The organism is Ruegeria sp. BE10 (genome assembly GCF_056538905.1).
The window spans coordinates 257014-270831 of sequence record NZ_JBQFTX010000002.1 but is presented as its reverse complement, the minus strand read 5'-3'; the positions used below and the strand labels follow the sequence as shown (position 1 = coordinate 270831).

The window sequence follows — 13818 nt, the reverse complement described above, 5'->3', positions numbered from 1 at the left end:
AAATGCTTGAGAACACGAAGAAATGGCTTAAATCGACGCAGTTTCATCGGCAGAAACAGTCAAATTTACCTTCGTCTACGTAGTAGTAGGTATTCACTTTCAACACATGCTCATTAGTCTGGCGCGCACTGATAACGACAAAGCCCGGCATTGACCCGGGTCAAGAGAAAGTTGGGAGGAACACTCACATGGATCGTCGTTCATTTCTAAAAACATCTGCTCTGGGCGGTTCGGCAGTTGCGGCCACCACGCTGGCGGCTCCGGCTTTTGCGCAGGGCAAGCGTACGCTGACCATGGTCACCTCGTGGGGTCGTGGCCTTGCAGGTGTTTTTGATGCGGCACAGCGTTCGGCCGACATGATTACCGAAATGTCGGACGGCAATCTGACAGTTGAAATCAAAGCGGCGGGTGAATTGGTTGGTGCGTTCGAAGTTTTCGACGCGGTGTCGTCGGGTCAAGCTGATATGTACCATGCCGCCGATTACTATTTCGTGGGTCAGCACCCTGGTTATGCTTTCTTCACTGGCGTGCCATTCGGGATGACCACGCAGGAATTCAACACCTGGTACTATCAGCAAGGCGGTCACGAACTGCATGATGAACTGGGTGAAATTTTTGGCCTGAAATCATTCATTGCCGGCAACACCGGCGCACAAGCGGGCGGCTGGTTCTCGAAAACGATCAATAGTCCTGACGATTTCAATGGTTTAAAAATGCGCATGCCTGGTCTTGGTGGTGAAGTCATCGGAAAGCTGGGTGCGTCTGTTCAGAACATTCCTGGATCAGAAGTGTATCAGGCACTGTCGTCGGGTGCCATTGATGCCACCGAATGGATCGGACCGTGGGCGGACGAAAAGGCTGGTTTCTTCGAGATCACGAAAACCTACTACACCGCAGGTTTCCATGAACCGGGTGTGGGTCTGTCGCTGGCAACCAACCGCGACGTATTTGATGGCCTCAGCAATGCTCAGCAGAGAATTATTGAGATTGCAGCCGCTGAAACCAACCAGTGGAACTATGCTCAATTCCTGTCTAACAACGGCCCCGCATTGGGCCGGTTGCGCGCAGCAGGCGTAGAAGTTCAGGAGTTCCCGGATTCAGTTTGGGATGCCTTTGGTGAGAAGACTGTGGAAGTTATGGAAGGTTATCGCAGCGACGACCTGTTTGCGAAAATCCATGACAGTGTCAAAGACGCGGTAACGAACACTTCCGGTTGGCTGTCCATCTCCGAAGGAATCTACACAGAGCAGCGTAATCGCGTTCTGGGTTAAATCTCAGACATTAATCAATTGGTTTCCCCGCTTGTTCGGGGAACCCTTTCCTGTTGCAAATGCACGGACCTATCAAACCCGTTATAATCAGCAGTGCAACTGACGAGACCTGGGGACAACATGCAGGACGAAAACGGTTTCTCGTTCTTCGGCGCCCTGTGGAACGGACTTGTTTGGTTCGTTCAGAACATTGCCGAAGCCTTCTATAATTTCGGATACGCCATCACGCATCCGCAGCTCTGGCTAGACTGGTCGGACAAAGAGGCCATTATGCGCTTCGTCTATTATGGCGGATCGGTTGAGTTCTTCTTTGTGGTTTTCACCATCTTCCTGGTTTTGACTGTCATTGGGCTGTGCTACCGGAATTTCATGTGGGGGATGGTGCGGGGCCTTGAAGGGTTCGCCAACACCACCGGGCGGTTCTTTGCCTGGGCAGGCCTGCTGATGGTGCTGCAGCAGATCGTAATCGTTTTCATGCAACGGATCTTCACCCGACCGGATATAGCCTTCGGTCTGGGTATTCCGCTCCAGTTGGACATCAGCTGGTATGCCGAAGAGCTAAAGCTTTACAACGCCATGGTAGTCTGCCTGTGCTGTACCTACACATTCGTTCAGGGTGGGCACGTCAGGGTTGACCTGATCTATGCTGGCATTAGCCACCGAGCCAAACGCGTGATCGATATGCTGGGTTCGCTGCTGTTCATGATGCCAATGGCGGTGCTGACATGGATGTATGGCTGGTACTTCATGTGGCGGCACCTGATCGTGCCGAAGCCATCGGCAAGTGACACCTTGGACCGTTTGGTTATGAAATCCCGCGCGCTGCGCTGGAATGTCGAAACCATAGGTTTCAGCCCAAATGGCTTCAATGCGTATTTCCTGTTCAAGGTCCTGCTGGTCTTTTTTGCGGGAATGGTGTTCCTGCATGCGATCGCATTCCTGTACCGGTCGTATCTTGAATACGTGGAAGGACCGGACAGTGCTGAAAAATACCTCGACAAGGATAGCCTTGGTGAGGGTGAAGAAGCCTACGAAGGCGCGCATTAGGGACGGAGAACCAGACAATGCTATTCGGACTTGATGGCGTCGAGATAGGCCTCATTATCGTATTTTTCTGCCTTTTCGGAGGCATCCTTTCCGGGTTCCCGGTGGCATTTGCCATCGGTGGGGCTGGTATCATCTCATTCGGGATCATCGCGGCATTGGACAGTGCCGGGTTGCTGGTGCATCAGGCCATCGACTCGGGCACGCAGGCCTATAGGGATCTGGTGAATTCGGGCGTCAAACCTGACACCATATCTGTTTTCCGATACCCGGAATTGCCAACCATTGGCGAGCCGGTCTTCCCCTCTGGCTGGGAAACTGCGCTGGACCGCAACGTCTCGTTCATTGTGAACCGTATCAACGAACGTGTTCTGGCCGGGCAATCCATCGAAACCCTGTTGGCCGTGCTGATGTTCGTCCTGATGGGCATCACGTTGGAGCGTTCAAAGATCGCCAACGATCTGCTGACCACAATGGCGCGTGTTTTTGGCCCGTTGCCGGGTGGTCTGGCCGTGTCGATCGTGGTTGTGGGGGCGTTTCTGGCGGCTTCGACCGGGATTGTGGGCGCGACCGTTGTGACCATGGGTTTGCTGGCGCTGCCGACCATGTTGCGAAACAACTACTCGCCTGAACTGGCAACCGGTGTGATCGCGGCCTCGGGGACGTTAGGGCAGATCATTCCGCCCTCTATCGTGATTGTTCTGCTAGGCACGCTGGCTGGTGATCTGTATTCGACCGCACAGGAAACCCGCGCGGTTGAGGCCGGGTGTACCGACGCGCTGACCTATCTGGGTGAGCCTGCGGTGGTCTCGGTCGGCACATTGTTCCAGGCGGCCTTGCTGCCGGGGATCATGCTGGCCTTGCTGTATGCGCTTTATGCCTTCGGCTATGCGTTGATGAACCCCGAAAAAGCCCCGGCCGTGGAACTGGGCGGCGGTGGCGGTGAACCGATCACGCGCGGTGAAGGCCTGACATGGCTGCTGGGCGCGCCCGTCGCGCTGATCGTGGGTGCCGTTCTGCTGGGCAGCACGGGTGTGATCGGCAGCCAGAACATCACTGTCTCGGCCTTTTCGGATATCGGCGAGGGTGCTTCGCTGCGAACCAACGTATCTGAGGAATGCAAGGTCTCGATGATCGAACTGCACGGTCAATCCGCCTGGGATCAGGCCGTGGCCGAGCAGCAAGCATTGGATGAGGCGGGCGGTGTTTCTCAGGCTCAGCGCCTGACCGAAGAAGAGCTGGCCGCTGCGCAGGAGGCCAAGATTGCCGCTACTGCACCCATTGGTACTGGTGTCGCGGTTATAGTCGTGCTGCTGGGTCTGACTTTGCTGTTTGGCCGCGGCATTGCGCCGTCGCAGTCTACACAACCACTGATCATCGGATCCATCGGCCTGTTGTTGATGGTGCTGGTGGATGTGCTGCTGATTGCGCCGACGACCTCGTCAGGGGTGGCCTTCGTGATCATGGCGATACCGTTTGCGCTGGCGATCTATGGTTGCAAGTTCGCGGCTGAACGCTGTGCCACCAACGATCTGATCCGTGTGGTCTTTCCACCGCTGGTTCTGATCATCGCGGTGCTGGGGTCGATTCTTGGTGGAATTACCAACCCGACACCGGCGGCGGCGCTGGGTGCCGGCGGGGCGATCATGCTGGCGGCTTATCGCAAGCTGCAGGATCAGGGGCGTTCGGGGAAAGTGATCATCTGGTCGACCTTCGCCGTCATCATCTGCATGCTGATGGGCATAAATTTCGATCTGCGCATCAATCAAGGCGATGTCTCGGTCGAAAGCTGGATCGCCTTTATCTTTGCCTACGCGGCTTACCTCTATGCCCTGTTCGGATTGATCTTTGCCTGCTGGGTTCTGTTCTCAAGCGGAGTTCTAACCCCGGTTGTGCGCGAAACGGCCAAGGTGACGTCGATGGTCTTTACCATCCTGATCGGATCGCAGCTGTTGAACCTAGTGGTAATCTCATTTGGGGGCGAACATTACATCCAGCAATTCCTACGCAGCTTTGACAACGAGTTCACGGTCTTCCTAATCGTAATGTTGGTGCTGTTCATCCTGGGCTTTGTGTTGGATTTCCTCGAGATCATCTACATCGTGATCCCCATCGTGGGCCCGGTGATCTATGGCGGGTCGTTTGACCCGAAATGGGTGACAATCATGGTGGCGGTGAACCTGCAGACCTCGTTCCTCACGCCACCGTTCGGGTTTGCGTTGTTCTACCTAAGGGGGGTTGCACCGAAAGAGGTGACGACGGGCCATATCTATCGTGGGATCATACCATTTGTGATCATTCAGGTGGTGGGGATTGGTATCCTGTGGTCCTTCCCGTCGATTGTGACCATCGTGCCGGATCTGATCCCGAATTGATTGGTTACTGTGATCCAACGGAAAAGGGGGCCAATTGGCCCCCTTTGCTTTTTTGGATTGTTGAATGGGCCAGTCCCTTCTTGGCCTGCCGTCAATTCAACCCCGAGAAATTTTTTGGCCAGATGAAGGCAGATCAGGTGAACTGAATCAGGTCCCAGCGATTTCCGAACGGATCGCGCCAGACGGCGACCCAACCGTAGGGTTCTTGTCTGGGGTCTTCTTCGAAATGGACGCCTTTGGACAACATTTCGGCGTGATCGCGTTCGAAATCATCCGTTTGCAGAAAGAAGCCAACGCGGCCTCCGGTCTGATTGCCCACTGCGGCGATCTGGTTTGGACCGTCTGCCTGCGCCAGCAACAGTGACCCGCTATCTGATCCTGGAGGAGACACCAGCACCCAGCGTTTGCCACCGCCCAGGTCAACGTCTTGCGTCAGGGTGAAGCTGAGTTTTTGGGTGTAGAACGCAATAGCTGCATCGTAATCCGGCACCACAAGGGTGACGGCGTATAGTGTTTGGCGCATGGAAGTTTAGCCCTTGGTCGGGTGGCGGTCGGGCAGTTGAATACTGGCGACCTGCTCGGCAATCGGCGCGGTGGATAGCGGATGGTGCTTGCCGTCCGCCAGTTCAGACGGATTGTTGATACGCTTCCAGTTGCCTTGGATATAGGCTTCGAGCCCTGAAAACCGCGCCTTGTACCCCATCTTGGGGCTGCCTGGTACCCAGTAGCCCAGATAGACGTAGGGCAGGCCAGCCTCTCGCGCGATGTCGATGTGATCGAGGATCATGTAGGTTCCCAGAGAGCTTTGCGGCTGTTCAGGGTCATAGAAGGAATAAACCATGCTAAGCCCGTCATCCAAAACGTCGGTTAGGCTGACGGCAATCAGTTCTCCGCTTTCGGGGTCGACATATTCCACCACGCGGCTGCGGATCGGAGTTTCTTCGATCATTGCGGCGAATTCGAACACATCCATATCGGCCATACCGCCATCGGCGTGGCGTGTGTCCAGATAGCGGCGGAACAGTTCGTATTGCTCATCAGTTGCCCAAGGCGAGTTTGCACGGCGCTGTAGGTAGGCATTGCGTTTGGCCGTGCGTTTCTGACTTTTGCTTGGGCGAAAGGCTGACACATCGATGCGGGCTGAAAGACAGGCTGCGCAATCAGTGCAGGATGGGCGGTAAAGCACATTCTGGGATCGGCGAAACCCCTGTTGCGACAGGGAATTGTTCAGCTGATCGGCACCTTCGCCCTGTAGGGCGGTGAACAACTTACGCTCCATCCTGCCCTCAAGGTAAGGGCAGGGTTGCGGGGCCGTCACATAAAATTGCGGCGCGATGGGCAGCGTGTGTCGCATGAAGGTTCCGTGTTTCCTGACACAGGATGATAACAACGGTTCCCTGAGCCGCCAAGTGATTCAATTGGCAGATATTTAAGCCCGCTGGTTGATCATGACCGTGCCAAGGAACGAATCCGTCAGGCCCTGACAACGTGCGCTGGTCAGCATCATGATGACCGAGATGATCTGGACCACGAAAAACGCCATGCTGATGAAATACCCGGCGGTATGGGCCACGGCTTTGCCCATATCCAGACGGGACCCGAATGCGTCCCGCAATTCAATGCCCATGAAACGCATGCCCAGTGTCGCCGATCCGTTGGCGATGGTAACAACGCGGTACACAAAGCTGATGACGCCATAGATCAAGGGCAGAAACAGCAGCCCCGCGCCGAATGTCAGGAAAACCGGCACGATGCACAGCAGCGAAATGAAGGCGATATCAAACAGCCACGCGACAAAGCGTTTGGTTGCTACCGACTGGTAGAACTCAGGCTGGGTATCAGGGTCGGGCAGGTGGGTCATGTTGTAATATCCGGATATTGTTCGGAAATTACCCTGTCCCGGATGGCGGGACAGGGCAAGCTTTGATCAGGCGCGCTCGCCGTTTTCGGGCTCGTCGTGGTTTTCGCGGGCGCGTTCGTCCATGAACTGGTCGAATTCAGCCTTGTCCTTGGCGTCACGCAGGCGGCGCAGGAAGGCTTCGAAGTCCTGCTGTTCGCGTTCAAGCCGCGCCAGAGTGTCCGCCTTATAGGCATCAAACGCGCTGTTGCCCGAGGGTTTCATGGCGCTCATGTGACTGTGCCAGGATTTGCGGCGGCTGCAGGATTTGCTGAACATGCGTTTGCTCCAGATCATGTAGGCCAACAGGGCCAGGCCAACGGGCCAGAAGAAGATGAAACCAAGGACCATGACGGCGATCCAGGCGCCTTTGCCTTTGTCGTCAAGCCAAGTTTCGATGCGGTGCAGCCATCCCGGATTTTCTGGGACGGCGGGGTCGGACAGTGCGGTCATTTGGGGTCTCCGGGGTTGATGTAAATCGTTTTCACATTGATAAGATGGGAAGCAGATGGCTGGTTGCAAGAGGTCGATGTGAAAAAGATTTACATTATGCGTCGGGGCCGAGTTTGGTTGACGTCACCCAGAGAACAAAGCAGTTTGCAAAAATGTCTGTCGAAGAACGAAAAACCGCCCCGTCACTTGCCGAAATTCTGGAACTGGAAAAGCAAGTCTGGACTGCACTAGTTGAAGGCAATGCCTCGGCCGACCGGGCGTTGCTGAGCGCGGATTTTCTGGGGGTCTATCCCACCGGGTTCGCCAACCGCGATGATCATGTCGGGCAATTCGCTGATGCGCCAACGATGTCGCGGTACGAGTTGAGCGAGACAAAACTGCGGGTTCTGAACGCTGATATTGTCCTGTTGTCCTATCGTGCCGATTACCAACGCCCGGACAGTGATGCTTGGGAGGCGATGCTGATCTCTTCCCTGTGGGAGCGCCGCCATGACGTCTGGGTCAACAGTTTCAGTCAGGACACTCCATTGGAGGCGCAATGACCGGTCCGCTGACCATCCACCGTGTTCCGCGGGCGTTTGATGCATCGCTGGGTGATGAAGCGCTGAATGCGGTATCTGGTATCGCGCCTGAACAAGGGGAGCTGATTGCAGGGACGGCGGGTTCGAGTCCATACCTAAAGGGATTGATCGAACACGAACGCGATTGGTTGCCGCCGGCCTTGCAAGAGCCCGATCAGGCTTTTGCGGATGTGATGGATGCAGCGCGTGCCTTACCGCCGGATCAGTTGAAATCCGGTTTGCGGCAAGCCAAGCGGCGCATGGCTTTGCTGACCGCGCTGGCCGATCTGGCGGGCGCGTGGCCGTTAGAGAAAGTGACCGCAGCGCTGACGGATTTCGGCGCGCTGGCTGCGGATGTTGCCGCCAAGGCCGAGATCGCGGCACTGATCCGGCGCGGCAAGCTGCCGGGGATGACCGATGACGATGTGGAAACAGCCGCCGGGATGATCATTCTGGCCATGGGCAAGATGGGCGCGCACGAGCTGAACTATAGCTCGGATATCGACCTGATCGTTCTGTTTGATGAGACCCGCTTTGACCCCGATGATTTCTTCGATGCGCGTCAGGGGATGGTGCGGGCCACACGCAATTTTTGCGCCACGCTCAGCGACAAGACCGCTGATGGGTATGTGTTCCGCACTGACCTGCGATTGCGTCCCGATCCGGCGGTGACCCCGGTCTGTTTGGCGACCGAGGCGGCCGAGCGGTATTATGAAAGCCTTGGCCGCACCTGGGAAAGGGCAGCTTATATCAAGGCGCGTCCATGTGCCGGTGACATTGCCGCCGGGCAACGCTTTCTTGATGCATTGCGCCCCTTTGTCTGGCGCAGGCATCTGGATTTCGCCGCCATTCAGGACGCCCATGACATGCGCCTGCGCATTCGCGAGAATAAAGGCACCGGCGGCACGCTGACCATTCCCGGCCACGATATGAAGCTGGGGCAGGGTGGCATTCGTGAGATCGAATTCTTCACCCAGACCCGCCAGTTGATTGCGGGAGGTCGCGACCCTGACCTGCGCGTGCGCGGCACGGTGCCCGGTCTGGCTGCATTGGCCGGAAAAGACTGGATACCGCAGGACGTGGCCGAAAAGCTGACCGACCACTACCGCTCCCACCGCGAGGTTGAACATCGCATTCAGATGGTTCACGATGCTCAGACCCATAAGGTGCCCCAATCACCGGATGGGATCGAACGCGTTGCCTGCCTGATGGGGATGGACAGCGCCGAGTTGACCGCAGATCTGACCCGTCGTCTGACCGAAGTGCATGAGCTGACCGAGGGGTTCTTTGCCCCAGGATCTTCGACGCCCGCACCTGCCGGTGAGACCGGTTTTGACCAAAATGTCCTGGCCCGCTGGACCACCTATCCAGCGCTACGCTCGCAACGCGGCGCGCGGATCTTTGAACGTCTCAAGCCCGAGCTGCTCTCACGTCTGTCGAAAACTGCAAAACCGGACGAGGCACTGCGGGCGCTGGACGGTTTTCTTGCAGGGTTGCCAGCAGGTGTGCAGCTGTTTTCCCTGTTCGAGGCTAATCCCCACCTGATCGACCTGCTGGTCGATATCGTGGGCACCTCGCACGCATTGGCGGCGCATCTGTCCCATAACGCCGCCGTGTTTGACGCGGTGATTGGGGGCAGTTTCTTCAGCGACTGGCCAGGGCAAACGGCACTTCAGTCTGATCTTGAGCAGGCGCTGCAGCAGGAAACGGACTATGAAACGCAGCTGGATTTCGCACGTCGCTGGTGCAAGGAATGGCATTTCCGTATCGGTGTACATCACCTGCGCGGTCTGATTGACGGTGTGCAGGCCGGACAGCAATATGCCGAACTGGCCAGCGCTGTAATAGCCGCGATCCTACCTTGCGTGACTGAACAATTCGCCAAGAAGCACGGACCTGCGCCGGGGCGCGGGGCGACTGTACTGGGTATGGGATCGCTGGGGGCAGGGCGGATCAACTCGCAATCCGATCTGGACATGATCGTGATCTATGACCCACTGGATCAGGACATGTCGGACGGTCCGCGCCCTCTGGCCACGCGTACCTATTACGCCCGGTTCACACAGGCGCTGATCACGGCGCTCTCTGCTCCGATGTCGCAGGGGCGGCTTTATGAGGTCGACATGCGCCTGCGCCCGTCTGGCAATCAGGGGCCGGTGGCGACCAGCTGGGCCAGCTTCACCAATTACCAGCGCAACGAAGCCTGGGTTTGGGAGCATTTGGCCTTGACCCGTGCCCACGTGGTCGCAGGCGACGCGGGTTTGACGCAGGATATCGAGAGCTTCCGCGCTGATTTTCTGGCGCAACCGGAAGACCGCCAGAAGGTCCTGCGCGAAGTGTCCGAAATGCGTGCCCGTTTGGCCGCCGCCAAATCCCCAGCGGGGATATGGGATGCCAAGAACGGCGCCGGGCGGATGATGGATATCGAACTGATGGCCGAAACCGGGGCACTACTGTCTGGTGTGACACAGCGCGACGTGCAGTCCGGGTTGGACGGCACTGTCGCTGCCGGTTTGCTGGACGTCGCGCAAGTGCAAACGCTCAAGGATTGCTACGATTTATGCTGGTCTGTGCAATGCGCTGCCCGGCTGCTGTCGGGTAAAGTGATCGAAGCGGACAAGATCGGCGAGGGCGGCGCGGCTTTCCTGTGTCGGGCCACCGGGTTCGAACAGGTCGAACACCTGCAGGGCGCGCTGCAGGACAGTTACACCGCCGCCGCCGGTATTATCGGTCGCGTGCTTGAGGAGGGGCAAGATGCCGCGCAATGACGATCCAAACGATCACAAGGGCCTGATCCGCGAGGCGTACCGCATCGACGGCATCACGCTGCCCGAATGCCGCAGCATTTTTCTGGACTGGGCGCTGAGCCTGCCTGCGGATCGCGATCAGACACAGGCCCTTACTGCATTACACGCCATCTATGCCGCGCAAGAGGCCGATCATCCGATGACACAAGTGCTGGCCGAAGGGCTACAATCGGCTCAGACACCCAAGAGGCGCGGCGGCTGGCGGTCCCGGTCTCGCTAGGGCTTTTCCCCCGGCGCGTTCACCACTATGAGGGCGTCATGACCCAAGCCACCGACCGCCCCCGTATCCGCCTGAAACCCAAAGCCAACGCGCGCGGCCTGCGCCATGGCTTCCCGTGGGTCTATGCCAACGACATTGTCACCGATCGGCGTACACGCAAGATACCGGTTGGTGCTTTGGCCGTGCTGGAGGATGACAAACGCGCGCCCATTGCGTTGGTCGCCGTGAACCCCGAGTCGAAAATCATGTGCCGCGTACTTGATCGCGACCTTGACGCCGATCTGAATGCTGAATGGTTCGAATCCCGCCTGCGCCACGCTTTGGACATGCGCGAACGCCTGTTTGACGCCCCCTATTACCGCCTGATCCACGCCGAAGCGGATGGCTTTCCTGGCGTGATCATCGACCGCTTTGGTGATGCCTGCGTGATCCAACCCAACGCCGCCTGGGCCGAGGCGCATCTGGAAACGCTGACCGACGCGTTGGTTGCTGTGACGGGTGTGACAACTGTGCTGAAAAATGCCTCGGGCCGCACTCGGGGACTGGAAGGGCTGGATGATGAAAACCAGACCTTGCTTGGAACTGCGCCTGACGCTCCGCTGCCGGTGCCAATGAATGGCGCGACCTATATGGCTGATCTTACCGGAGGCCAGAAAACCGGCCTGTTTTACGACCAACGCCCCAACCATGCATTCGCTGCACGGCTGGTGCAGCCGGGTGCGCAAGTGCTGGACGTGTTCAGCCATGTGGGCGGTTTTGGTCTGGCGATGCTGGCTGGCGGCGCGGCGCAGGCCCTGTCTGTCGATGGTTCGGCTGCGGCGCTGGACTTGGCGACGAAGGGTGCCGAGGCTTCGGGATGTGCGGATCGATTTGAAACCCGTCAGGGCGATGCGTTCGAGGTGCTGACCAAATTGGGCGAAGAAGGCGCGCAATTTGACGTGGTCATCTGTGATCCACCCGCTTTTGCGCCGTCGAAACAAGCCCTGGACGCGGGCCTGCGCGCTTATGAGCGTATCGCACGGCTGGCCGCACCGTTGGTGAAACCGGGCGGCTATCTAGGGCTTTGTTCTTGTTCACACGCGGCCGATCTGGGTCGGTTCCGCGACGCGTCCTCGCGCGGGATTGGTCGGGCAGGGCGGCAGGCACAATTGATCCACACGGGGTTTGCCGGCCCCGACCACCCGCAACTGCCGCAATTGGCTGAAAGCGGGTATCTCAAAGCCGTGTTTTACCGGCTGTGAAGGCGGTTCTGGATACCTGTGTCATCTACCCCACGGTGATGCGCGAGATGCTGTTGGGCGCCGCCAGATTGAGTCACTTCACGCCGATCTGGTCTCCTCGTATCCTCGAGGAATGGGCCCGCGCCGCCCGCAAACTGGGCCCGGAAGGCGAGGCGCAGGCCCGTGCCGAAATCGCCCTGACGCAGGCGCAGTGGCCTAAGGCCGAACGCGCGGCCAATCCGGGGCTTGAGCAACGCCTCTGGCTGCCGGACAGTGCCGATATTCACGTTCTCGCCACCGCCGTTGAGGCCTCGGCCGATGTTATCGTCACCGTGAACGCCAAGGATTTCCCAAGAAATATTCTGTCGGAAGAAGGGCTTGAACGCCGCGATCCTGACGGCCTGCTATATGGGTTCTTGCTGGACGACCCCGACGGCATGGCGGAACTCGCCGACCGTGTTTTAGCCGAAGCCAACCGGCTGTCCGGTGATCAATGGACCTTGCGCGCGCTGATGAAAAAGGCCCGTCTGCCAAGGTTGGGCAAGGCGCTCAGCCATTAGGCCGTATCCAACTTCATCTGGTTAATAATATCCCGGTGGGGATGGCCCCGAAGCTAACCGCCCGCGCCCCAACGCTGCTCAAGGGCTTCCAGCGCTGCAATCCGCTCATCCGTTTTGGGATGACTCATCAGCCAGGCCGGAGTAACACCCGCGCGCTGTTGTGTCAGGTCTTCCAACTTGTGAAACAGCGACTTTTGCGGCCCAATCCCGATCCCGGCCTTGGTCAGCAGAGCGGCGGCATATTCATCCGCCTCATATTCATCGCTGCGCGAAAGGCGCGAGGCCAGCAGGTGGGTCAGCATATTGGCAATCCACGCGCCGATGAAGGGAATGAACCGGTTCAACAGCATCATCAAAGCCGCCCGCAATGCGTTCTGGCCGGAAAAATCGATCATCCGCCGCCGCGCATGCCCCAACGCAACATGTCCCAGTTCATGTGCAATAACGCTGGCCATTTCCTCGGCCGAAACCTCTCCGTTACGGAACTTGCGATAAAAGCCGCGCGTAATGAATATCCGCCCGTCAGCAGCCGCCAGACCGTTCACCGGGTCGATCTCGTAGATGTAAACCGGGACCCGGTCGATCTCGAGCGCGGCGGCCAGCCTGTCAGTCATGCGTTTCAGCACCGGATCAGCCAGTTCGGTCGATTTCGCATCCAGCTCTCGGTGCGTTCGCCAGACGGAAATCCGGTACATCACAAAGGCATAAGCAATCGCCAATAGGATCGGGGTCAATCGAAGCATGCACTAGATATGGCTCTGAGTGGGGGAATAGGCAACCAGCCTTAAACATTTGTGCAGTAAACAGAGCGGACGTCCAATTTTTGTCGAAATTCCCGGATAGCGAGAAAACGGTGTAAGAAATTCACTAGGATTCAATTGATTATGAAGAAGTTTTGTTTTCGCGCGTACAGAGCTTGCCTAAGATCAATGGGATTATACGGGCTTCTATTGTGTTTCATGGCTGCTTGGACACTGACTTTCGGTTGGTCTCAGGGAATGAGTATTGGACCGATGGCTTTGGCCACGCTGATTACACTCGGTTTCAGTGTAGCAATGACCAATTCAAAACTAACGCCGAATTGGTTGGCTGATCCGGATGGCATTGTAAAAGCACTAATCGTCTTTGTGGGTTCAGGCCCACTTATGCTTGTTTTTGGCGTGGCGGCCATCGCTGTCATTGGACCATTGGGTTTTGAAACACAGTTGGGTAAATCGCTGTCCATTCTGGTCGCGTTTCCCGCTTTGGTGTTGGGAACTGTGATGGGTTGGGCGGCCCTGTTCTACGGGATTTTGCCTAATAAAGACCAATCCGTCCCGCCAGCGCGGCCCAGTTTTCCTCTGCCGGAGTAAACCACCGAAAACGCAATCCTGCGCGACCTGCGTCAATCGCGCACGAGCAGTTGATCCTG

Annotated in this window: 14 protein-coding genes; 9 read left to right on the top strand and 5 right to left on the bottom strand. The window is 57.5% G+C overall.

The window, feature by feature from the left end; genetic code table 11:
• Positions 1-188: 188 nt before the first annotated feature.
• The 3 genes from ACR0M2_RS06710 (at position 189) to ACR0M2_RS06700 (ending at position 4690) form a co-directional block, all read left to right on the top strand.
• Positions 189-1271 carry a TRAP transporter substrate-binding protein gene (locus ACR0M2_RS06710; protein ID WP_480704348.1) on the top strand — a complete coding sequence of 361 codons (1083 nt, stop codon included), beginning with the start codon at positions 189-191 and terminating at the stop codon, positions 1269-1271.
• Between the two features lie 120 nt (positions 1272-1391).
• Entirely contained in the window at positions 1392-2318 is a 927-nt protein-coding gene (locus ACR0M2_RS06705; RefSeq protein WP_480704347.1) for a TRAP transporter small permease subunit, read from the top strand.
• A 17-nt stretch (positions 2319-2335) separates the two neighbouring features.
• Positions 2336-4690 carry a TRAP transporter large permease subunit gene (locus ACR0M2_RS06700; RefSeq protein WP_170358907.1) on the top strand — a complete coding sequence of 785 codons (2355 nt, stop codon included), beginning with the start codon at positions 2336-2338 and terminating at the stop codon, positions 4688-4690.
• Between the two features lie 133 nt (positions 4691-4823).
• Here ACR0M2_RS06700 and ACR0M2_RS06695 read toward each other — a convergent pair whose 3' ends face one another.
• The 4 genes from ACR0M2_RS06695 to ACR0M2_RS06680 all read right to left on the bottom strand — a co-directional run bounded on the left by ACR0M2_RS06695 (position 4824) and on the right by ACR0M2_RS06680 (position 7040).
• A complete protein-coding gene (locus ACR0M2_RS06695; RefSeq protein WP_480704346.1) occupies positions 4824-5213 on the bottom strand; it encodes a VOC family protein in 390 nt (129 codons plus the stop codon).
• 6 nt (positions 5214-5219) lie between these two features.
• Positions 5220-6044: an arginyltransferase gene (locus tag ACR0M2_RS06690; protein WP_480704345.1), complete on the bottom strand. Its 825-nt coding sequence runs from the start codon at positions 6042-6044 to the stop codon at positions 5220-5222.
• Between the two features lie 75 nt (positions 6045-6119).
• A complete protein-coding gene (locus ACR0M2_RS06685; RefSeq protein ID WP_170349003.1) occupies positions 6120-6551 on the bottom strand; it encodes an RDD family protein in 432 nt (143 codons plus the stop codon).
• 66 nt (positions 6552-6617) lie between these two features.
• The gene (locus ACR0M2_RS06680; protein WP_170349002.1) at positions 6618-7040 is read right to left on the bottom strand and encodes a DUF2852 domain-containing protein; all 423 of its coding nucleotides are present in this window, start codon (positions 7038-7040) and stop codon (positions 6618-6620) included.
• Between the two features lie 152 nt (positions 7041-7192).
• Here ACR0M2_RS06680 and ACR0M2_RS06675 point away from each other — a divergent pair, with 152 nt between their 5' ends.
• Genes ACR0M2_RS06675 through ACR0M2_RS06655 form a run of 5 tightly spaced genes read left to right on the top strand, consistent with a single transcriptional unit; the run spans position 7193 to position 12407 of the window.
• Positions 7193-7582, top strand: a complete 390-nt coding sequence (locus tag ACR0M2_RS06675; protein WP_170358901.1) for a nuclear transport factor 2 family protein — start codon at positions 7193-7195, stop codon at positions 7580-7582.
• The gene (locus tag ACR0M2_RS06670; protein WP_480704344.1) at positions 7579-10368 is read left to right on the top strand and encodes a [protein-PII] uridylyltransferase family protein; all 2790 of its coding nucleotides are present in this window, start codon (positions 7579-7581) and stop codon (positions 10366-10368) included. Before ACR0M2_RS06675 ends, ACR0M2_RS06670 begins: the two co-directional genes overlap by 4 nt.
• Entirely contained in the window at positions 10355-10627 is a 273-nt protein-coding gene (locus tag ACR0M2_RS06665; RefSeq protein WP_170348999.1) for a hypothetical protein, read from the top strand. The genes ACR0M2_RS06670 and ACR0M2_RS06665 overlap by 14 nt, the downstream gene beginning before the upstream one ends.
• A 38-nt stretch (positions 10628-10665) precedes the next feature.
• The gene (locus ACR0M2_RS06660; RefSeq protein ID WP_480704343.1) at positions 10666-11868 is read left to right on the top strand and encodes an RSP_2647 family RNA methyltransferase; all 1203 of its coding nucleotides are present in this window, start codon (positions 10666-10668) and stop codon (positions 11866-11868) included.
• Complete coding sequence (locus ACR0M2_RS06655; protein WP_170549348.1) at positions 11865-12407, top strand: RSP_2648 family PIN domain-containing protein; 543 nt, start codon at positions 11865-11867, stop codon at positions 12405-12407. The genes ACR0M2_RS06660 and ACR0M2_RS06655 overlap by 4 nt, the downstream gene beginning before the upstream one ends.
• A gap of 53 nt (positions 12408-12460) precedes the next feature.
• Here ACR0M2_RS06655 and ACR0M2_RS06650 read toward each other — a convergent pair whose 3' ends face one another.
• Positions 12461-13150, bottom strand: a complete 690-nt coding sequence (locus tag ACR0M2_RS06650; RefSeq protein ID WP_170358891.1) for a M48 family metallopeptidase — start codon at positions 13148-13150, stop codon at positions 12461-12463.
• 255 nt (positions 13151-13405) lie between these two features.
• Here ACR0M2_RS06650 and ACR0M2_RS06645 point away from each other — a divergent pair, with 255 nt between their 5' ends.
• Positions 13406-13759 carry a hypothetical protein gene (locus tag ACR0M2_RS06645; RefSeq protein ID WP_480646972.1) on the top strand — a complete coding sequence of 118 codons (354 nt, stop codon included), beginning with the start codon at positions 13406-13408 and terminating at the stop codon, positions 13757-13759.
• Positions 13760-13818 lie beyond the last annotated feature (59 nt).

What these genes read in the sequence shown, in the direction of transcription:
- ACR0M2_RS06710 (WP_480704348.1), top strand. Translation starts at nt 189, where the DNA reads ATGGATCGTCGTTCATTTCTAAAAACATCTGCTCTGGGCGGTTCGGCA.
- ACR0M2_RS06695 (WP_480704346.1), bottom strand. Translation starts at nt 5,213, where the DNA reads ATGCGCCAAACACTATACGCCGTCACCCTTGTGGTGCCGGATTACGAT.
- ACR0M2_RS06660 (WP_480704343.1), top strand. Translation starts at nt 10,666, where the DNA reads ATGACCCAAGCCACCGACCGCCCCCGTATCCGCCTGAAACCCAAAGCC.
- ACR0M2_RS06690 (WP_480704345.1), bottom strand. Translation starts at nt 6,044, where the DNA reads ATGCGACACACGCTGCCCATCGCGCCGCAATTTTATGTGACGGCCCCG.
- ACR0M2_RS06680 (WP_170349002.1), bottom strand. Translation starts at nt 7,040, where the DNA reads ATGACCGCACTGTCCGACCCCGCCGTCCCAGAAAATCCGGGATGGCTG.
- ACR0M2_RS06670 (WP_480704344.1), top strand. Translation starts at nt 7,579, where the DNA reads ATGACCGGTCCGCTGACCATCCACCGTGTTCCGCGGGCGTTTGATGCA.
- ACR0M2_RS06705 (WP_480704347.1), top strand. Translation starts at nt 1,392, where the DNA reads ATGCAGGACGAAAACGGTTTCTCGTTCTTCGGCGCCCTGTGGAACGGA.
- ACR0M2_RS06700 (WP_170358907.1), top strand. Translation starts at nt 2,336, where the DNA reads ATGCTATTCGGACTTGATGGCGTCGAGATAGGCCTCATTATCGTATTT.
- ACR0M2_RS06685 (WP_170349003.1), bottom strand. Translation starts at nt 6,551, where the DNA reads ATGACCCACCTGCCCGACCCTGATACCCAGCCTGAGTTCTACCAGTCG.
- ACR0M2_RS06645 (WP_480646972.1), top strand. Translation starts at nt 13,406, where the DNA reads ATGAGTATTGGACCGATGGCTTTGGCCACGCTGATTACACTCGGTTTC.
- ACR0M2_RS06665 (WP_170348999.1), top strand. Translation starts at nt 10,355, where the DNA reads ATGCCGCGCAATGACGATCCAAACGATCACAAGGGCCTGATCCGCGAG.
- ACR0M2_RS06675 (WP_170358901.1), top strand. Translation starts at nt 7,193, where the DNA reads ATGTCTGTCGAAGAACGAAAAACCGCCCCGTCACTTGCCGAAATTCTG.
- ACR0M2_RS06650 (WP_170358891.1), bottom strand. Translation starts at nt 13,150, where the DNA reads ATGCTTCGATTGACCCCGATCCTATTGGCGATTGCTTATGCCTTTGTG.